Consider the following 20050-nt stretch of genomic DNA (forward strand, 5'->3'; position numbering starts at 1 on the left):
GACCGTGCAAGGGCGCTCACTCCGACGGCAACCCCACCGAGGCAGCACGCGCAGGTCCGCCGCAACAACCACACGGGATCGGGATGGGATTACCTGAATCGGGCAAGGTGTCGCCGCGCAGGGGCTCCGTGCTCCTCGCACTTCGTTACTACGGACGGGAGTTGGGCCGGCTGCGGCTGTGGGCCGTGCCCGGCATGCTGCTGCCCGCGCTGGGCAACATCGGGCTCAGCTACATCGCGCCGCTGGTCGTCGCGAAGCTCGTCGGCCGTATCGCCGCGGACGCCGGTATCGGCATCGGCTCGACACTGCCGTACGTCCTCGGCTTCGCCGCTGTCCTGCTGCTGTCGGAGGGGATGTGGCGTATCGGTCTGCACTGCCTGAACCGCGTCGACGCCCTCGGCATCGAGCACCTGTATGTGCTCGGTATGGACGAGCTGTTCGCCAAGGACGCCGCGTTCTTCCACGACAACTTCGCCGGGGCGCTGACCAAGCGGGTGCTGAGTTTCGCCTCCCGCTTCGAGGAGTTCGCCGACACACTGACGTTCAACATCGTGGGCAGCCTCGTACCGCTGGTGTTCGGGTCGGTGGTGCTGTGGCGCTACGAACCGCTGCTCGTCGTCGGGCTGTTGGTGATGATCACGCTGACGGCGCTGTGCGTGGCGCCTCTCATCCGGCGCCGCCAGGCGCTGGTCGACCAGCGTGAGGAGGCCATCGCCCGGGTGTCGGGGCATGTCGCCGACAGTCTGATGAACATGGACACGGTGCGGGCGTTCGCCGCGGAGCACCGCGAGGCCGCCGAGCACCGTACCCGCGTCGCCCACTCGCGGCGGCTCATGCTGAGGTCGTGGGACTACGGCAACCTGCGCATCGACACGCTGGTCGCGCCGATGTCCGTACTGACCAATGTGCTGGGCCTGCTGCTCGCGGTCGCGCTCGGCGGAGGCGAGCACGGCGTGGAGGCGGTCGTGGTCGCCTTCACGTACTACAGCAACGCCACGAAGATCATGTTCGAGTTCAACCAGATCTACCGCCGCCTGGAAAGCTCGATGACGGAGGCCGCGCAGTTCACCGAACTGCTGCTGGTTCCGCCGACCGTGCTCGACCCCGCGTCGCCTGAGCAACTGCTGCCGGGGCCCGCCGATGTCCGCTTCGAGCGGGTGACCTTCGCCCACGGGGGCGGGAATCCGCTCTTCGAGGGCCTCGACCTGGCCGTGTCCAGCGGGACGAAGATCGGTCTCGTCGGCCGGTCCGGCGGGGGCAAGACCACGCTGACCCGGCTGCTGCTGCGGATGACGGACATCGACGCCGGCCGGATCCTGATCGGGGGGCAGGACATCAGCAGGATGCGCCAGGCCGACCTGCGCGGCCTGATCGCCTATGTGCCGCAGGACCCGGCGATGTTCCACCGCACGCTGCGGGAGAACATCGCCTTCGCCCGGCCGGACGCCACCGACGCCGAGCTCCGCCGCGCGGCCGAGGCGGCGCACGTCACGGAGTTCGCCGACGCGCTGCCGGACGGCTTCGACACCATGGTGGGCGAGCGCGGCGTCAAACTGTCCGGCGGACAGCGCCAGCGGGTCGCCCTCGCCCGGGCGATCCTGCGAAACGCGCCGATCCTGCTGCTCGACGAGGCGACCAGCGCCCTGGACTCCGAGAGCGAGATCCTCGTCCAGGAGGCGCTGTGGCGGCTCATGGAGGGGCGCACGGCGCTCGTGGTGGCGCACCGGCTGAGCACGGTCGCCGGCATGGACCGGCTCGTCGTCCTCGACCGTGGACGGATCGTCGAGCAGGGCACGCACCAGGAACTGCTCGCCTCGGAGGGCGCCTACGCGAAGCTGTGGCAGCACCAGTCGGGCGGTTTCCTCGACGACACTGCCGCGGACGACAGCGCCGTCGCAGGCAGTGCCGTAGCAGACGGCCCCGCCCGCGCCGACCTGCACTGAACGACGGGTCACGCCCGTCTCGGCGCCTGTTCGCCCTGCTCTTCTTTCTCGTTCTGCCGGTAGGGAAGCGTGGGGCGGAGGTCGCCGGTGGCCATCCTGGCCACCATCTCGGCGAGCTGCCCGCAGGCCCGGGCGATCTCCTGCTGGGTCTGGTTCCGCTCGCTGACGACCGCCCCGAGCAGCAGCGCGGTCAGTGAGGCGGAGCCGTTGAACGCCTGCAGGGTGATCATGTTGGTGAGCAGGTCGTGACCGTGGAACGGGCCCGTTTCCTGGGCGGCGGCGATGATCGCGAAGGTCGACACGGCCAGGGCGCAGGGCGCGGCCCCGGACAGCTGGAAGCGGAAGGCCGCCCAGATCAGCAGCGGGAAGCCGAGGAACAGCAGCGGCGCGTGGCTGGTCTCGAGGAGACCGACGCCGGCCGTGGCGGCCACCAGCAGCAGCCCCTCCAGCCACCGGGACGCCGGCGCGTCCTTCGGCCGGTGTGCCGAGCGCAGGACGAGCAGCACCGGCGTGACCACCATGACGCCCATCGCGTCACCGGTCCACCAGACCGACCACGTCGGCCAGAAGTCGCCCGTGCCCAGCACACCGGCGAGGACCAGGGTCGCGCTGCCTGTCGTCGAGCTGACCAGCATGCCGGTGAAGGCGCCGAGAAAGATCAGGGCGAGTGCGTCCCGCAAACGGTCCAGCGCGTTGCGGAATCCCACGCGGCGCAGCAGCACGTAGGAGCAGACGGGCGCGAGGGTGTTGCCCGCCACGATGGCGAGCACGGCCGGGACGGACGGCCCCAGCGAGACGTTGACCAGGAACGCGCCGAGGGCGATCCCGGGCCAGACCCGCGGGCCGCGCAGCAGCAGGCTCGCCACCGCGATACCGCTGGGCGGCCACAGCGGGGTGACCTGGCCGCGCACCAGCTGCTGCAGCAGCCCCACCTTGGCCGAGCCGAAATACAGCGCGGCAATGACACAGATCTCCAGGGCGGCCAAGCCGCTGTGCCGGAGCCGTTCATGCCGCGCGACAGCCATCGGGCGACCTCCGTGTCGACCTCGCCCCGAAGCCCATCATCCGTCGGATCCCCCGGATCCTCCACGGTGCCGGACCTGCGGCTCGGCCGTGCCGGTCAGGTGGGCAGGGCGCGCAGGGCGAGGATGGCCATGTCGTCGTGACCGTCGCTGGGGTGGTGATCGGCCAGTGCCTGGACGAACAACGGCAGGGGCAGGGCGGCATGGGCCGTGGCGAGCTCGGCGAGCTCGTTCAGGCTCTCGTCGATGGAGTGGTCGGGATGTTCGACCAGCCCGTCGGTGAAGAAGACCACGGTGGCAGCCGGGGGCAGGAGGCGTGAGTGGTCGGGCCGGGGCTGCTCGATGTCGACGCCGAGCGGCAGCCCGGGCTCGACGAACAGGTACTCCACCGCGCCCTCAGGAGTGATCAGCAACGGCGGGACATGGCCCGCGGTGCTCCAGCGCATCCGCCAGCCCGGGCCCTCCGGTTCGATACGGGCCAGGGTGGTGGTCGTGACGGGGTTGTTCGTCAGGGCCTCCAGGGTCCGGTCGAGCTGGGCGAGGATCGCGCCGGGCGAATTGCGCTGGTCGAACAGCAGCGCGCGCAGCATGTTGCGGGTGGAGGCCATGGCGGCCGCGGCCTGCAGATCGTGGCCGACCACGTCGCCGATGACGACCGCCACCACGTTGTCGGGCAGCGGGATGGCGTCGTACCAGTCCCCGCCGAGTTGGCTGGGCTCGGCGGCGGGCCGGTAGATGGCGGCGGCGGTGAACGGCCCCAGGTCGGGCAGGGTGGGCAGCAGCAGCCGCTGGAACTGCTCGGCTCCCACCCGGATCCGTTCGAAGAGGCGGACGTTCTCGATCGCGATGCCGGCGGCGCCGGCCAGGGCGACGACGACGTTCTCGTCGTGCACGTCGAAGGGCCGTCCGTCGCGCCGCTCGGAGAGGTAGAGGTCGCCGTAGATCTCGCCGCGCACGCTGATGGCGACGCCGAGCAGGGTGTGCAGGTGCGGGTGGCCGGGCGGGAACCCGGCGGAGGACGGATGGGCCGGGATGTCGTCGACCCGCAGGGGCTCGGGGTAGCGGATCAGGTGGCCGAGGACGCCCAGGCCACGGGGCAGACCGGTCTCGGCCAGAGCGCTCCGTTCCTGCTCGGACAGACCGGCCGAGATGAACTGCGCCAGGCCCTCCCCGGACTCGTTGAGCACGCCCAGTGCCCCGTAGCGGGCGCCGACCAGGTCCATCGCGGTGGTCACGATCCGGTCCAGTACCGCGGGCAGTTCCACCTCGCGGCTGATGGCCATCACCGCGTCCAGCAGGCCCTGCAGCCGGTCCATGGTGGACAGCAGGGTGCGCAGTTGCTCGTCGATCCGGCCCACCTCGGAACGCAGGCGCAGCTGCAGGTCGTGCAGGTCCGGCTGCCTCGGCTGTCTTCCCTCCTTGTCTCCCGTCATTCCGGCCTCCTGACACGATCTCGAGACCCCAGCGTCGCACGGCCGACCAGGGCGAACGGCAATTACTCCACCGGCGGCACCGTCCCGGCGCCAAGGATGTGGCACATCAGCCGAACCCCGGTGAGCGGTGGCGCACCGCGGCGCCCTCGGTTCCGCTCGCCGACACCTCGTGTGCGAGCACCGGCAGGTCCGGGACGGCCGGGTGCCCGGGGCCCTCGCGCCAGGCCAGGACGACGGGGACGGGCGGCGCGTCCACGAGCGGCCGGAAGACAAGCGACGGGTGGGTGTGGTTGCTCGGCGTGGCCGTCGTGGAGATGCCCATGGCCGGCCCGCAACGACGTTCGCGGTGCTGACGAGCCTGGCGCGGGCCATTGCAGCACGGGCCGGCTGTCCGGTGCTGGGCCAAGGGCCGTCGCTGCCGCAGTGCGCCGCGATCGGGCCGGTCGTCACGGCGAGCGCGGGCGCGGTACGCACGGGCAACCGCCGAGGCGTCCTTGCGGCGGGTCTCAGGCCGACGGCAGCAGGGCGGCCGTATCGCCGAAAGCCTGCAGAGGGCTCTTGAACAGCGGGTTCAGGACGATCGTGGCGGCCGCCACGACCAGGATCGCCGGTCCGGCATGCGGGAGCGCACCCTGCGCCGCCTCACCATCGACGGCCGCCCCTCCGTACTCCTGGAGCCGACGTCGGTGCCGGAGCCGGTGTACGGGATCGCCTCCGGTGCCTCCACGGACGGCGGGGTCGCCGAGGGGTGATTCAGCGAGCCCGCATGACGTCCAAGGCGGCGAGCGCCACATGCAGTTCGGTGCGCTGTTCACCCGATTCCAGGTCGCAGTCCAGCAGCCGCTCGATGGTGCGCAGGCGTTGGTAGACCGTCTCCCGGGAGAGGTTGCCGCGGCGGGCGGTGGTGGTCTTGTTGCCGGCCGCTTCGAGGTAGTGGCGCAGGGTCGTCAGCAGGTCCGTGCCGTGCCGGGTGTCGTGGTCGACGAGCCGGCCGAGCTGTCGTTCGGCGTAGTCCTGTACGCGGATGTCCTCGCGCAGCGCGTACAGCAGGCGGCGCAGGCCGATGTCGGACAGTTCGTGGAAGGAACGGCCCTCGGGGAGCGGCAGTCCGGGCAGGGCGGCCGCCGCCACGCGGCCCGCCTCGCGGAACGAGCGGGCGGCGTCGGACAGGTCCGCGACCTCGGAGCCGACGCTCACCACCGCCTCGGGGGCGAGCGCGAGCGCGGTGCGGCTCAGCCGCTCGACCATGGCCCGCCACGCCTGGCCGGGGCGCAGGGCGAGAAGGATGCCGAGCCTGCCGGGGGCCAGGACTCCGACGAGCGCCGGCACCCCCGCGGTCCGCAGCTCTTCGGACAGGAGGCCCTCCGCCGACTGCGCGCGGTCGTCCTGCGCGCGCGTGTCCACCAGTACGGCGAGAAAGCCGCAGTCCTCGGTGGGCAGGCCCAGCGCGGCGAAGCGGGCGCGGGCGTCCTCGGGGGAGCGGTGGCGCTGTTCGGCCAGGTCGCGCAGGGCGCTGCGGTGCGCGGTGCGTTCCCAGGGCGTGGTGTGGATGAGGCGGGCGATGGTCAGGGCCATCGCCGTCCGCTCCAGCACGGTGACGTCCTCGGGCCCGAAGCCCGACGGCCCCGTGCGGGCCGGGGACGGGAGCATGACCGCACGGCCCCAGCGCTCGCCCTGGTACTCGACCGGTGCGACGAGCCAGCCCTCGCCGCCGCACACCTCGGTGCGGTCGCGGGACGGCACGGCCCTGGAGCGCTGTTCCCAGCCGGTGAGCGCCTCGTCCACCGTGCTGCCGGAGGGTTCGCAGATCAGCGCCTGGTGCACCAGGTTCTCCAGGACGACGGTACGGCCGCTCATCTCCGCCGCAGCGCGCACGACATCCCCGGGCACCGCACCGCGCAGCGTCAGCGCGGTGAACGCCTCGTGGATGCGCTGGGTCCGGCGCATCGCGTGCGTCTGGTTGCCCAGCAGGAGCGCATGGACGACCTGGGTGACCTCCAGGAAGTTGACGTCCGCGGCGAGCGTGACGAGGGGAAGGCCGCGGGCCCGGCAGGCGTCGACGAGCGCGTCGGGCGGCCGGTGGTAGCGCCGTACCAGCTCGATGACCAGGGCTGCCGCCCCGACGTCGGCGAGTTCGTCCACGTACCGGCGCACTCCGGCCGGTTCCTCGGGCAGGGGCATGCCGGTGGTCAGGACGAGTTCGCCGCCCTTGAGGAAGGAGGCGGGGTCCGTCAGCTCGGTGATGTGGACCCAGCGGACCGGCCGGTCCAGGCGGTCCACCCCGGTGACGACCTGCGGCTGCCCGGCCGCGAGCACGGGCAGGGCCAGCGCGTCGGCGACGGTGAGCGGACGGCTTGCCGGGTCGGCGTTCTCGCGCATGGGGCCTCCGCTCAGGGGCATCGGGCCTCCGCTCAGTGGAATGTGACATGGCACAGTTCAGTGGAATGTGACACGGCACTGATCCCTGCCACCTGCCCGGACACTGTGACAAGCGGTGCTGACCTGCGCAAGGCGCACCGGTCACGCGTCCCGACGCCCCGAATCGGCGCATTGCGGTGCAGCGCGGTTGACACAACGTCCGAACACCGTGCTCCGGCTGGACAGTTCAGGCGTTGTGGCCGCCCGGAGCGGCCGGGACGCTCGTAGGACCGGAGCAGCCGAGACCGTACGGGCCAGGAGACGAACATGACCGCACTGTCGCCGCACCTTCGCCAGGCCACCCCCGTCGTGGCGGCCCGGGGCGAGGGCGTCCACCTCTACGGCGAGGACGGCCGCCGCTACCTCGACTTCACCGCCGGCATCGGCGTCACCAGCACCGGCCACTGCCACCCCAAGGTGGTGGCGGCGGCCCAGGAGCAGGTCGGCACCCTCATCCACGGCCAGTACACGACGGTCATGCACGAGCCGCTGCGCCGCCTCGTCGGCAAGCTCGGCGAGGTGCTGCCGGCCGGTCTGGACAGCCTGTTCTTCACCAACTCCGGCAGCGAGGCGGTCGAGGCCGCGCTGCGGCTGGCCCGCCAGGCCACCGGCCGCCCCAACGTCCTGGTCTGCCACGGCGGCTTCCACGGCCGTACCGTCGCCGCCGCCGCCATGACCACCTCCGGTATCCGCTTCCGCTCCGGCTTCTCGCCGCTGATGAGCGGAGTGGTCGTCACCCCGTTCCCGACGGCCTACCGCTACGGCTGGGACGAGGACACCGCCACCCGCTTCGCCCTCCAGGAACTCGACTACACCCTCCAGACCATCTCCTCGCCCGCCGACACCGCCGCGGTCATCGTCGAACCGGTGCTGGGCGAGGGCGGCTACGTGCCCGCGACCCGCGCCTTCCTGGAGGGTCTGCGCGAACGGGCCGACCGCCACGGCTTCCTGCTCATCCTCGACGAGGTGCAGACCGGCGTCGGCCGCACCGGCCGGTTCTGGGGTCACGACCACTTCGGCGTCACCCCCGACATCCTCGTCACCGCCAAGGGCCTGGCCAGCGGCTTTCCGCTGTCCGGGATCGCGGCCTCCGAGGAGTTGATGAGCAGGGCGTGGCCGGGCTCGCAGGGCGGCACGTACGGCGCCAACGCCGTGGCCTGCGCGGCAGCCTGCGCCACGCTGGACGTCGTACGCGACGAGAAGCTCGTGGAGAACGCCGAGGCGATGGGGGAGCGGCTGCGCGCCGGCCTGGAGGCGGTGGCGGAGCGGACGCCGGCCATCGGCGACGTACGCGGCCTCGGGCTGATGCTCGCCTCCGAGTTCGTCACCGAGGACGGCAGCCCCGACCCCGAGACCGCCGCCCGCGTGCAGAAGGCCGCCGTCGACGAGGGCCTGCTCCTGCTGCTGTGCGGGGCCTGGAACCAGGTCGTACGCATGATTCCCGCCCTCGTCATCGACGAGACTGCGGTGGACGAGGGACTTCAGGCATGGGCGACCGCGGTGGAGACCGGCACATCGGGTTCGTCCGCCCGATGACGGACACCCCTGGCGGACGGGCAGCGCCCCAAAGGGGCGCGGGGAACTGCGCGACCAGCCACGACGAAGCCGCAGACGACCGACGGCACCTCGCCGCACTTCTCGCCGCGCTTCCAGCGGAGCGTCTGCGCGTCGAAACCGGCCCGGGCCCCACCGGCGCCTACGCCTACGACGCCTCCAACTACCGTGTCCCGCCGCAGGCGGTGGCCTTCCCGCGCTCCGCCGACGACGTGGTCGCGGTGCTGCGGGCCTGCCGGGAGGCGGGCCTCGCGGTCACCGCGCGCGGCGGCGGCACCAGCATGGCGGGCAACGCCGTAGGACCCGGTGTGGTCCTGGACTTCTCCCGGTACATGAACCGGATCCTGCACATCGACCCGGATACGTCGACCGCCCGCGTCGAGGCCGGAGTCGTCCTCGACACGCTCCAGAAAGCGGCGGTCCCGCACGGGCTGGCCTTCGGCCCCGACCCGTCCTCGCACAGCCGCTGCACCCTCGGCGGCATGATCGGCAACGACGCGTGCGGCAACCGGTCGGTGCGGCACGGACGTACCAGCGGCCACATCGAGGCCCTGGAGCTCGTCACCGCCGACGGCGTACGCGCGATCGCCGACCACGACGGGCTGCGCGCTGTCGACCCCGCGGACGCCGAACACATCGCCCGGCTCGAGTCGGCCGTACGCAGCCTGATCGACGACAACCTGGCGCCCATCCGCACCGAACTCGGCCGCATCCCCCGCCAGGTCTCCGGCTACCACCTGCACCGCCTCCTGCCGGAGAACGGCTTCGACATGGCCCGCGCCCTGGTCGGCACCGAGGGCACCTGCGCGGTCGTCACGGCCGCGACCGTACGGCTGACGGCCACCGCCCGGCACTCGGCGCTGCTGACCCTCGGCTACGACAACGTCGTCGACGCGGCCGAGGACGTGCCGGAGATCCTGCGCCGGTCGCCCACGGCGGTGGAGGGCATGGACGAGGCGATTGTCGCCACGATGCGCGCCCGCCGCGGCCCGGACTCCGTGACCGGACTGCCCGAGGGGCACGCCTGGCTGTACGTCGAACTCGACGGCGACGACGAGGCGGAGGTGTACCGCCGGGCGGCCGAACTCCTCGACGCACTCGCCGCCTTGGGCCGGACCACCGGCGGGCGGGTCGTCGACAGCCCCGCAGAACGGCGCTCCCTGTGGCGCGTCCGCGAGGACGGCGCAGGGCTGGCCGCCCGCCTCGTCGACGGCGGGGAGTCCTGGCCCGGCTGGGAGGACGCGGCGGTCGCGCCCGAGAACCTGGCCGGCTACCTGCGCGACTTCCGCAAGCTGCTGGCCGCGCACGGCCTGACCGGGGTGCTGTACGGGCACTTCGGCGCCGGCTGCGTCCATGTGCGCATCGACTTCGACCTCGCCTCGGACCCCGGCCGGGCCGCCGCCCGCCGCTTCCTCACCGAGGCGGCCGCCCTGGTCGTCGAGCACGGCGGCACGCTGTCGGGCGAGCACGGCGACGGGCGGGCGCGCGGCGAGCTGTTGGAGGTCATGTACAGCCACCGCATGATCCGCACCTTCGCCGCCTTCAAGGAGATCTTCGATCCCGAGGGGCTGCTGAACCCCGGCGTCATCGTGGCCCCGGCTCCCCTCGACGCCGATCTCGCCCTGCACCAACTGCCGCTCATAGACACGGAGTTCAGCTTCCCGCACGACGCGGACGGCTTTGCCGGTGCCGTGCGGCGCTGCGTCGGAGTGAGCCGATGCCGCAGTGATGCGGGCGGTGTGATGTGCCCCAGCTACCGGGCGACCGGCGAGGAGAACGACTCCACGCGGGGCCGCGCCCGGCTGCTGCAGGAGATGGTGCGCGGCGGGACCGTCCGGGACGGCTGGCGCTCCACCGAGGTCCGCGACGCCCTCGATCTGTGCCTGTCCTGCAAGGCCTGCTCGAGCGACTGCCCGGTCGGCGTCGACATGGCCACGTACAAGGCCGAGTTCCTGCACCAGCACTACCGGGGCCGCCTGCGCCCCCGCTCCCACTACTCGCTGGGCTGGCTGCCGCTGACCTCCAAGCTCGCCGGGTATACGGCCCGCCCGCTCAACGCCCTGCTCCGCGGCCCTCTGGGCAGACTCCTGGCCCGCCTGGGCGGCGTGACGACCCGACGCACCATCCCGCCGTTCGCATCCCGCCGCACCCTGCGCTCCGTCCTGCGCCGGGCCACAACCACCAGAACCGACCGACAGCCGAAGGCAGTTCTCTTCGTCGACAGTTTCACCCGCGCCTTCCGCCCCCGGGTCGCCGGGGCCGCGGCCCGCGTGCTCGACGACGCCGGCCTCCCGTGCACTGCCGAGGCCGGCCTGTGCTGCGGACTGACCTGGGTGAGCACCGGCCAACTGTCCATCGCACGCCGGGTGATGGCCCGCACGGTCGCCCGCCTGGACGACGGCGGCGACCTGCCGATCGTCGTCGCGGAACCCAGCTGCGCCGCCGCCCTCAAACGCGACGTGCCCGAACTCCTCGGCACCGAGGCCGCCGGGCGGGTCGCGGCCCGCGTCCACACCCTCACCGGCGCCCTGACCGACCTCGCCGCGCCCGGCTGGACGCCTCCCCACCTGCCGGACGACGTCGTCCTGCAGCCCCACTGCCACGAATACGCCACCTTCAAGAGCCGTCACCCACGCGAGCTGCTGCACCGCCTCGGCGTACGCAGGGTCGACGAGGCCGAGGGCTGCTGCGGACTCGCGGGCAACTTCGGCTTCGAGGAGCAGCACTACGACACCTCGATGGCCGTGGCCGGCCTGGCGCTGAAGCCACGGCTCGACGCCATCGCCCCGGACACCCGTGCCGTCGTCGTGGCCGACGGCTTCAGCTGCGCCACCCAGATCGACCACCTCGCCGGTGACCGGGGGATCCGTGCCCTGCATCTCGCGGAACTGCTCGACCCGGCCGCCGACCGACCAGGAGAGACCTCATGACCGACACCCCCACGCAGTTGTTCATCGGCGGTGCCTGGGCGGACGCCGCGGACGGCGCCACCATGCCCGTCGACGACCCCGCGACCGGCGAGACCCTCTGCGAGGTGGCCGACGCGGGCCCCAAGGACGCCCGGCTCGCGAAGGAAGCGGCCGTCAACGCCCAGCAGGAGTGGGCCCGTACGGCACCGCGGGCACGCAGCGAAATCCTGCGCCGCGCGCACGAGATCATCCTCGCCCGCACCGACGAACTCGCCCGCCTGATGACGTCCGAGATGGGCAAGCCGCTCGCCGAGGCGCGGGGCGAAGTGGCCTACGCCGCCGAGTTCTTCCGCTGGTTCTCGGAGGAGGCGGTCCGCATCGACGGCGGCTACGGCACCCTCCCCGACGGCCGGGGCCGCATGCTGCTCACCCGCCGCCCGGTCGGCCCCTGTCTGCTGATCACCCCGTGGAACTTCCCCCTCGCCATGGGCACCCGCAAGATCGGCCCGGCGATCGCGGCGGGCTGCACGATGGTGCTCAAGCCGGCCCCGCAAACCCCCCTGTCCAGCCTTGCGTTGGCCGCCATCCTGAAGGAGGCGGGCCTGCCGGACGGCGTACTGAACGTCGTCACCACCTCCCGCGCGGGCGAGGTGTGCGAACCGCTCCTGCGCGGCGGACGCATCCGCAAGCTCTCCTTCACGGGTTCCACCGCCGTCGGCCGGCTGCTCCTTGCGCAGTGCGCCGACACCGTCGTACGGACCTCGATGGAGCTGGGCGGCAACGCGCCGTTCATCGTCTTCGACGACGCCGACCTCGATGCGGCCGTGGACGGCGCGATGCTCGCCAAGATGCGCAACATGGGCGAGGCGTGCACGGCCGCGAACCGCTTCTTCGTCCACCGCTCGGTGGCCGAGGAGTTCGGCCGGCGCCTGGCCGGGCGCATGGGCGCCCTCGTCGTCGGCCCCGGCACCCGCGACGGCGTCGACGTCGGCCCCCTGATCGACGCGGCCGGGCGGGCCAAGGTCGAGGAGCTGGTCGCCGACGCGGTGGAGCGCGGCGCCAGGGTGCTCGTCGGCGGCCGTACGCCTGAAGGCCCGGGCTGCTTCTACCCGCCGACCGTACTCACCGACGTCGACTCCGGCAGCCGCCTGATGGACACGGAGATCTTCGGCCCCGTCGCCGCGATCCTCACCTTCGACGACGAGGACGAGGTCGTGCACCGCGCCAACGACACCCCCTGGGGCCTGGTCGGCTACCTCTTCACCGAGGGCCTGGACCGGGCGCTTCGGGTCAGTGAACGCCTGGAGGTGGGCATGGTCGGCCTCAACACCGGTCTGGTGTCCAACCCGGCCGCGCCGTTCGGCGGCGTCAAGCAGTCGGGGCTGGGCAGGGAGGGGGGCCGGGTCGGTATCGAGGAGTTCCTGGAGTACCAGTACCTGGCGATCCCGGTGAGGTGACTGCGGCAGGGAGCGCGCAGGGGCAGGCGGGCGGCGAAGAAGGATCACTACTCTGTCCGGGTGCTGTCATACGACGAACTGACCCCACCGGAGCGCGAGTTGTGGAACGCGTTCCCCGAGGGGCGCCGCGTGGATCTGCGGTCCGGTGTGGCCGAGGACGACCGGGTGGCCGACGGCGGACAGTGGGGGCCAGGGCGTACCGTCCGGGCCGAAGTGATCGTTGCGCTGCTGCTCGGTGCGCATGCCGTGCAGCCCGGTGCGGTCGGCTCTCTGGCGCTTGCCGGCGCGCGGATCTCCGGCCGGATCAACCTGGCCGGTGCGCGGATCGATCACCCCCTCTGGTTCGAGGACTGCTGGTTCGAGCAGGACGTCAGCCTCTTCGGGGCCGAGACCCGGACCGTCGCGATCACCGGCAGCCGGGTGCCCGGTCTCGAAGCCGGGTCCGCTCGTATCGAGGGACGTCTCGACCTGCTCAAGTCGACCGTGGAGACCGGCCCCGTCTCCGCCTTCCACCGGGAGATCAGCGCCCTGTCCCTCACCCACGCGCACGTGACGGGCGGCATCGTCCTCAACAGGGCCGAACTGCTCGCACCCGAAGGGTGGGCCCTGTCGGCCGGTGGCCTGGTCATGGACGGAGGCGTCTTCTGCGGGAGACTGGTCGCGCACGGTGAAGTCCGGCTGCTGGGTGCGCAGTTGGCGGGCGGACTGTTCATGCGGGGCGCGCGGCTGGAACGCCCCGGTCCGCGCGGAGTGGCTCTCTCCCTGGACAACGCCGTTGCCTCGACGCTCGACTTCTCCCGGGGGTTCACCGCGAACGGCACCGTGCGCCTGCGCGGTACCCGGGTCTCGGACAACGTGACCTTCGAGGGATCCGTCCTGAACGGGCCACCCGACGGTGACGGCCCGGCCCTGCTCTGCGCGCTCATGCAGGCCGTCGACTTCGACCTCACCCTGGCCCGCCCGCCGTCCGGGACGGTGGACCTGCGGGGCGCACAGGTGTCGTATCTCCACGACTGCGACGACAGCTGGCCGGAGACGGTGGAGCTGGACGGCTTCGTCTACGGCTCCATCAAGGTGGCCGTGGCGGGCGAGTGGCGGGAGGCGGTGGGCAGCCCGGACTCCGTGGCCCACCGCATGCGGTGGATACGACGCAGCCCCGGCTACAGCCCCCAGCCGTACGAGCAGTTGGCGAGCTGGTACCGCAAGGCCGGCCACGACGACGACGCCCGCCGGGTGCTGCTGGCGAAGCAGCGTCACCGGCGCCGCACACTGCGGCCGGCAGCCCGCGCATGGGGGCACCTGCTGGACGCGACCGTCGGTTACGGCTACCGCCCATGGCTGGCGGGCGTCTGGCTGCTCGTGCTGATTCTGCTGGGTACGGTGACGTTCGGCGCTCACAGCCCGACGCCTGTGCAGGCGGGCGCAGGGCCCCGGTTCCAGCCCCTCATCTACACACTCGACCTGCTGATCCCCATCGGCGGTCTGGGGCAGCGCACGGCCTGGTACTGGACGAGCGGCAGTCTCCAGTGGCTGGCCTATCTGCTGATCGCCTTCGGCTGGGTGCTGACGACGGCCGTCATCGCGGGCGTGACCCGCGCCCTGCAGAAGAACTAGCCACCCGCCCTCACACCCCCCTGCGCCGCGCCGCGATCTCCGCCGCCGTGTCCACCACCAGCCGTCCCAACTCCGGCAGCCGTTCGGCCTCGTAGCGGGAATCCGGCATGGACACGGCCACCGACGCGAGCGGTGTCGTACCGTCGTCGTCCAGGATCGCCGCTGCCACGGCGCAGACGTCGGGCCGGTACTGATTGCGGTTGAGGGAGTAGCCGTCGGCCCGCACGCGTTCCAGCTCGGCACGGAGCGCAGCCGCGTCGGCCGGTGTGTCCTCGCTGTAGCTCTCCAGGCCGCGGGAGATGAGTTCGTCCACGTCGGCCGGGGGTAGATGCGCGAGGATCGCGCGTCCCGTGGCCGTGGCGTGCAGCGGCGATGTGTCGCCGATGGTGTGGAACGTCCGTACCGCGTGATCGCAGTCCACCCGGTCCACGACCACCATGCACTGCAGCGCGTCGGGCACCGAGAGGTGGATGGTCTCGTTCACTGCGTCCCGCAGCCGGATCATCGGCTCCCGGGCGGCCGCGAACAGGCTGGATCCCTGCAGCGCCGCCGGCCGGACGGCGAGCACCCGTGCGCCGATCTCCCAGCGCGTGGTGTCCTTGCGGTTCGCGCGCAGCCATCCCGCCTCGTTGAGCGTGACCAGCGTGCGCTGCACGGTCGACTTGGGCAGCCCGAAGAGCTTGGTCAGTTCTCCCACTGTCACCGGCTGGTGCTGCGCCACTGCCTCAAGGATTCGCAGTGACCTTGTGACGCTCTTCATTTCCATCTGATTTCCCCCGTTAACTCTGCGGATCCCTCGCGCACACCCCTTGACTCCCTCCGAAAGCCGCTGTCAAGCTCGTGCCAGATTCTAGCACAGCGTTCCACAATGTGGCACGGCCCTTCAAGAGAGTGGCCCGAAGCCCATCGCTCCGGACAGCGCGAGACGTGACCCCGTAGCCGCCGCCTCCGTAGCGGCCGCCTCTTCCGGAAGCCAAGAGTCCGCATACCGGGCGTTCAGCATTTCTGCCCCCGGCGTACGAAAGGAACCTCCGTGTCAGCCAGCAAACGCGTCGCCGTCGTCGGCGTCGGAACGATGGGCAGCCAGGCCGCCTGGTGCCTGGCTGCCCGTGGAGCGGAGGTGGTCGGCTACGAACGCTTCGCCCCGGGCCACGACCGCAGCGCCGCCGGCGGCGAGACCCGGATCTTCCGCAGCGCCCACTTCGAGGACTCCCGCTATGTGCCGCTGCTCCAGCACGCGGACGGCCTGTGGGAACGGCTCCAGCAGGAGACCGGCCGCGAACTGCGCCGCCTGACCGGCTGCCTGCTGATGGGGCCGACCGGGCACCAGCAGATGGCCACCGTCCTTCAGTCCATCGCCGAACACGGCCTGGACCACGAGGTGCTGGATGCCGAGTCACTGGCCAAGCGCTTCCCGCAGTTCCGCATCGAGGACGGTGACGCGGCCGTGCTCGACCGCCGCGCCGGCTTCATCCGCCCCGAGCTGACGATCCAGACCGCAGCGCGCCGCGCCGAGCAACTGGGCGCCCGTATCCACCGATACACCACCGTCCGCGAGATCGTCCCCCTCACCAACGGCGTCGAGATCCGCACCGACACCGGCACCGAGCGCTTCGACACGGCCGTGGTCAGCCCCGGCCCCTGGGTCAACGACCTGCTGCCGGACCTGCCCTGGGAGGTGGACATCCGACGGCTGATCAGCGCCTGGTACGTGCCCACCGCCGACGCCTGGTCCGGCGAGGAGCGCCCCGCCTTCATCCGCACCGCGCCCACGCACTGCTACGGCCTTCCCTCCCCGGACGGCGTCTCCGTCAAGCTCGGCCTGTCCCGCGCCCTGCACCGTCCGGCCGGTGACCCGAACCGGCTGGACCGGACGGTGGAGCCGGAGGAGCTGGAGATCTTCACCGAGCTGATCGGCCATTACCTGCCGGACCTCGACCCCGACCCGATCCGTCTCTCCGTCTACATGGAGGGCTACACCGAGAGCAGCCGCCCGCTGGTCGGCCCGCTGCCCGGCGCCGAGCACGTCGTCCTGCTCGCCGGGTTCTCCGGCCACGGCTTCAAGCTCTCGCCCGCCTTCGGCGACATCGCGGCCGACCTCGCGCTCGACGGCACCTCGCCCCGGCCCATCGACTTCCTCTCCACCCTCGACCGCGCGGAGGCGTGACCACCATGACCGCCCTGTCCGTCGGCGCCCTGCGCGCGGAGTCCGGGACCAAGGTCCGTGTCGGTGTCCGGGCCGACCTCGGTTTCCTCGATCCTGCGGAGGTGTGATCGCCATGCCCGTCGCTCTGTCTGTCGGTGCCCTGCGCGCGGAGTCCGGGACCAAGGTCCGTGTCGGTGTCCGGGCCGACCTCGGTCCCCTCGATCCCGCGGAGGTGTGACCGCCATGACCGCCCTGTCCGTCGGCGCCCTGCGCGCCGAGCCCGGCACCAAGGTCCGTGGGAGCGTCGTGGCCGACCTCGGCACACTCACCGTGGACATCCCGCTGACCCTGGTCAACGGTGCCCGCCCCGGCCCCCGTGTCCTCATCACGGCAGGCGTGCACGGCGGCGAGTTCACCGGCATCGACGCGGCCACCCGGCTCGCGGCCCGGCTCGAACCGGGCGAGCTGCGTGGCCAGTTGATCCTCTGCCCGGTCGCCAACCCGCCGGCCGTCTACCAGGGCCGCCTCGGCGTCTCCCCGCTCGACGGCATCAACATCAACCGTGTCTTCCCCGGCGACCCCGACGGCAGCCGCACCGAGCGGCTGGCCGCCTGGCTCTTCGCGCACCTCCTCGACGGCGCCGACGCATACGTCGACCTGCACTCCGGCGGCATCGACGAAGTGCTCACGGACTTCGTCGGCCTCCGCCTCACCGGAGATCCCGAACTCGACGCCCGGACCGCCGACATGGCCCGCTCCGCCGGCATCGAGGACGTTGTCATCGGCCTGAACGCCGACGGCGGCAACAGCCACGCGGCCGCAGCCCGCCAGGGCGTCCCGGCGATCCTCGTGGAGACCGGCCAACTCGGCGAGCGCAACCCCGAGACCGCCCGCCGGCTCGTCAACGGCATCTACGGAGTGCTCAGCCGCCTCGGCGCCCTGGACACGGAGCCGATGCCGACACCGACCGTCCGCCAATGGGTCTGGGCCGCCGGCGTCACCGCCGAGGCCACGGGCCTGTGGTACCCCGACTTCACCGTCGGCGACGACGTGACGCAGGGCCAGGTCATCGGCCATGTCATCGACCCCGCCGATGGCCAGGAGCACAAGGTCCACACCCCCGCCACGGGGCGGATCTTCTACGGCATGCGCGGCCTGACCGTCGCCCCCGGCACCGAACTCGCCGCCATCGCCGCCCCCGCTCCCCACTGACCCGCCCCCCCCCGCCACGAAGCCCCCGCACGCGACACGAACGAGACGCACCAGCAGCCACCCCCCGACGCTCCCCTCATCACGTACCGCACCACCAGGAGGCCCCCCGGTGAGAGAAGTCCGGACAGACCGCAGAGCGTTCCTTCGCGGAGTCGGCGGCGTCGCCGCAGGCATCGCCGCCGCCACCTCGCTCAGCGCCTGCGGCACCGGCACCAGCCGGTCCGTCGGCAGCGGCGGCAAGAGCTCCAAGACCCTCGTGGTCCGCAACAGCGGCGGCACCTACGGCGACGCCAACCAGCAGGCGATCTACGACCCGTTCACCAAGGAGACCGGCATCCAGGTCAAGGTGGTGAACATCGAGTACGCCCAGATGCTCGCCCAGATCAAGCAGGGCCGCCCGCAGTTCGACGTGATCGACGACTCGATGGCCGACTTCGTGCTCTTCAAGAAGGAGGGCGCCACCGAAGAGCTGGACTACGGCCGGCTGAAGAACTTCAAGAGCGCCGGCATCGCCAAGAACCTGGTCACCTCCAACGCCGTCGGCAAGAACTACTGGGCCAGCGTGATGGCGTACCGTACCGACGCCTTCGGCGGGAAGAAGCCGGCCTCGTGGGCCGACTTCTGGGACACCAAGGCGTTCCCCGGCAACCGCGCGCTGCAGGCCCTGGACGCCGACCTGCCCGAGCTCGAGTTCGCGCTCCTCGCCGACGGCGTGGCACTGGACAAGCTCTACCCGCTGGACGTGGAGCGCGCCTTCAAGGTGCTCAGCGAGATCAAGCCGCACGTCCGCAAGTTCTGGGACACCGGCGCCCTGCCCGGCGTACTGCTGGGCCGCAAGGAGGTCGACGCCTCCAGCGTCTGGCACGGCCGCCTGGATGCCCTGATCAAGGGCGGCGCGCCGCTCGCCTACCAGTGGAACGGCGCCCGCCGGCAGAGCAACGGCCTCGCCATCCCCAAGGGCGCCGCCAACCTCGACGCCGCCTACCGGCTCATCGACTTCTCGCTACGGCCCGAAGTGCAGGCCGCCTACGCCGAGATCTACCCGATGGCCCCGTCCGTGCCCGCCGCGTACAAGAAGCTCTCCGCCACCACGGCCGCCAACCTGGGCAGTTCGCCCGCGCACCTGGAGTCCGGCTTCGACCTGGACGTCGAGTGGTGGATCAAGAACCAGGACGCCGTGTCCAAGCGCTGGCAGGAGTGGACGCATGCCTGAGACCGACGTGCGGCCTTCGCCCGCCTTGCCGAAGACCCTCACCGGCAGCGGAAAACCCTTGTCGGTGACGCGACTTCGCAAGACCTACGGCGGTGTCACGGCCGTCGACGAGGTCTCCATGGAGATCGCCGCGGGCGAGTTCGTGACCTTCCTCGGGTCCTCCGGCTCCGGCAAGACCACCACCCTGATGATGATCGCCGGATTCTGCGAGCCCGACTCCGGCGGCATCGTCGTCGGCGGCCGTGACGTCACCCGCCTCGCCCCGCAGAAGCGCGGCCTGGGTTTCGTCTTCCAGCAGTACCTGCTCTTCCCGCACATGACGGTCTGGGACAACGTCGCCTTCCCGCTGCAACTGCGCGGCACACCGAAGGCGGAGCTGCGCCGCCGCGTCGGCGAGACCCTGGAGATGGCCGGACTGTCCGCCATGGCCCGGCGCCGCCCCCGCGAGCTCTCCGGCGGCCAGCAGCAGCGCGTCGCCCTGTGCCGGGCCCTGGTCTACCGGCCCCCGGTGATCCTCATGGACGAGCCGCTCGGCGCCCTCGACAAGAAGCTGCGCGACCAGCTGCAGACCGAGATCAAGCGCATCCAGCAGGAACTCGGCCTGACCGTCCTCTATGTGACGCATGATCAGGAAGAGGCGCTGGTCCTCTCCGACCGGATCGCGGTGATGCGGGACGGGCGCATCGACCAGTTCGACACCCCGCAGGAGCTCTTCGAGCGCCCTCGCACCCCGTTCGTCGCCGACTTCCTCGGCGCCGCCAACTTCCTTCCGGGCCGGGTGGAGGAGCACACCGCGGACCACACGCGGGTACGGCTCGACGGCGGCGGCCTGCTCGAGGCGCGCCCGCAGTCGGTCCCCGACGGCGCACGCGTACGCGCGGCGATCCAGCCCGGCCGGCTCGCCCTGTGTCCGCCGGGCGACGGGTTCTGTACCGGGACCGTCGAGACGGTCACCTATGTGGGCACCCTCGTGCGCGTCACCGTCCGCCCCGCCGGCGGCGCGGGCACCGAACCCGTCCGGCTGGAACTGCCCGCCGGCCACGCCCCCGCCCTGGGTGAGCGCGTCGGCCTCACCGCGGACCCGGCGAACGTCAGCGTCTTCTCCGACGCGGAACACGGGGGGTGACAG

At 71.9% G+C, this 20050-nt stretch carries 15 protein-coding genes; 10 read left to right on the forward strand and 5 right to left on the reverse strand.

All coding sequences use genetic code 11. The features are described from left to right. Positions 1 to 83: 83 nt before the first annotated feature. Positions 84 to 1943: an ABC transporter ATP-binding protein gene (locus ACFY10_RS21565; protein ID WP_390666781.1), complete on the forward strand. Its 1860-nt coding sequence runs from the start codon at positions 84 to 86 to the stop codon at positions 1941 to 1943. Between the two features lie 8 nt (positions 1944 to 1951). Here the strand turns inward: ACFY10_RS21565 and ACFY10_RS21570 are convergent, their stop codons facing one another. The 3 genes from ACFY10_RS21570 to ACFY10_RS21580 all read right to left on the reverse strand — a co-directional run bounded on the left by ACFY10_RS21570 (position 1952) and on the right by ACFY10_RS21580 (position 4720). Further along, positions 1952 to 2968: an MASE1 domain-containing protein gene (locus ACFY10_RS21570; protein ID WP_390666782.1), complete on the reverse strand. Its 1017-nt coding sequence runs from the start codon at positions 2966 to 2968 to the stop codon at positions 1952 to 1954. A gap of 95 nt (positions 2969 to 3063) precedes the next feature. After that, the gene (locus ACFY10_RS21575; protein WP_390666783.1) at positions 3064 to 4398 is read right to left on the reverse strand and encodes a PP2C family protein-serine/threonine phosphatase; all 1335 of its coding nucleotides are present in this window, start codon (positions 4396 to 4398) and stop codon (positions 3064 to 3066) included. Positions 4399 to 4504: 106 nt separating this feature from the next. Further along, complete coding sequence (locus ACFY10_RS21580) at positions 4505 to 4720, reverse strand: hypothetical protein (RefSeq protein WP_390666784.1); 216 nt, start codon at positions 4718 to 4720, stop codon at positions 4505 to 4507. A 295-nt stretch (positions 4721 to 5015) separates the two neighbouring features. Between ACFY10_RS21580 and ACFY10_RS21585 the strand changes: the two genes are divergently transcribed. Then, positions 5016 to 5150, forward strand: a complete 135-nt coding sequence (locus ACFY10_RS21585) for a hypothetical protein (protein WP_390666785.1) — start codon at positions 5016 to 5018, stop codon at positions 5148 to 5150. A gap of 1 nt (position 5151) precedes the next feature. Here ACFY10_RS21585 and ACFY10_RS21590 read toward each other — a convergent pair whose 3' ends face one another. After that, positions 5152 to 6777, reverse strand: coding sequence for a PucR family transcriptional regulator (locus ACFY10_RS21590; RefSeq protein WP_390666786.1), 1626 nt, complete (start codon positions 6775 to 6777; stop codon positions 5152 to 5154). 306 nt (positions 6778 to 7083) lie between these two features. Between ACFY10_RS21590 and ACFY10_RS21595 the strand changes: the two genes are divergently transcribed. The 4 genes from ACFY10_RS21595 to ACFY10_RS21610 are packed head-to-tail and all read left to right on the forward strand — an operon-like array spanning position 7084 to position 14350. Continuing rightward, positions 7084 to 8352 (forward strand): aspartate aminotransferase family protein, encoded by a 1269-nt coding sequence (locus ACFY10_RS21595; protein WP_390666787.1) that lies wholly within the window; start codon positions 7084 to 7086, stop codon positions 8350 to 8352. Beyond that, complete coding sequence (locus ACFY10_RS21600; protein WP_390666788.1) at positions 8304 to 11300, forward strand: FAD-binding and (Fe-S)-binding domain-containing protein; 2997 nt, start codon at positions 8304 to 8306, stop codon at positions 11298 to 11300. The genes ACFY10_RS21595 and ACFY10_RS21600 overlap by 49 nt, the downstream gene beginning before the upstream one ends. After that, positions 11297 to 12736, forward strand: a complete 1440-nt coding sequence (locus ACFY10_RS21605) for an NAD-dependent succinate-semialdehyde dehydrogenase (RefSeq protein ID WP_390666789.1) — start codon at positions 11297 to 11299, stop codon at positions 12734 to 12736. Before ACFY10_RS21600 ends, ACFY10_RS21605 begins: the two co-directional genes overlap by 4 nt. A gap of 60 nt (positions 12737 to 12796) precedes the next feature. Then, positions 12797 to 14350: an oxidoreductase gene (locus ACFY10_RS21610; protein WP_390666790.1), complete on the forward strand. Its 1554-nt coding sequence runs from the start codon at positions 12797 to 12799 to the stop codon at positions 14348 to 14350. A 10-nt stretch (positions 14351 to 14360) separates the two neighbouring features. Here ACFY10_RS21610 and ACFY10_RS21615 read toward each other — a convergent pair whose 3' ends face one another. After that, positions 14361 to 15110: an IclR family transcriptional regulator gene (locus ACFY10_RS21615; RefSeq protein ID WP_390666791.1), complete on the reverse strand. Its 750-nt coding sequence runs from the start codon at positions 15108 to 15110 to the stop codon at positions 14361 to 14363. A 273-nt stretch (positions 15111 to 15383) separates the two neighbouring features. On the opposite strand from ACFY10_RS21615, the gene solA reads away from it, so the two are divergent. The 4 genes from solA to ACFY10_RS21635 all read left to right on the forward strand — a co-directional run bounded on the left by solA (position 15384) and on the right by ACFY10_RS21635 (position 20047). Beyond that, positions 15384 to 16517, forward strand: a complete 1134-nt coding sequence (solA, locus tag ACFY10_RS21620; protein ID WP_390666792.1) for an N-methyl-L-tryptophan oxidase — start codon at positions 15384 to 15386, stop codon at positions 16515 to 16517. A 222-nt stretch (positions 16518 to 16739) separates the two neighbouring features. Beyond that, a complete protein-coding gene (locus ACFY10_RS21625) occupies positions 16740 to 17708 on the forward strand; it encodes a succinylglutamate desuccinylase/aspartoacylase family protein (RefSeq protein WP_390666793.1) in 969 nt (322 codons plus the stop codon). Positions 17709 to 17817: 109 nt separating this feature from the next. Beyond that, entirely contained in the window at positions 17818 to 18921 is a 1104-nt protein-coding gene (locus ACFY10_RS21630; protein WP_390666794.1) for an ABC transporter substrate-binding protein, read from the forward strand. Continuing rightward, positions 18914 to 20047 (forward strand): ABC transporter ATP-binding protein, encoded by a 1134-nt coding sequence (locus ACFY10_RS21635; protein WP_390666795.1) that lies wholly within the window; start codon positions 18914 to 18916, stop codon positions 20045 to 20047. Before ACFY10_RS21630 ends, ACFY10_RS21635 begins: the two co-directional genes overlap by 8 nt. Positions 20048 to 20050: the final 3 nt, after the last annotated feature.

This window comes from Streptomyces sp. NPDC001401 (assembly GCF_042895385.1).
Taxonomy (GTDB): domain Bacteria; phylum Actinomycetota; class Actinomycetes; order Streptomycetales; family Streptomycetaceae; genus Streptomyces.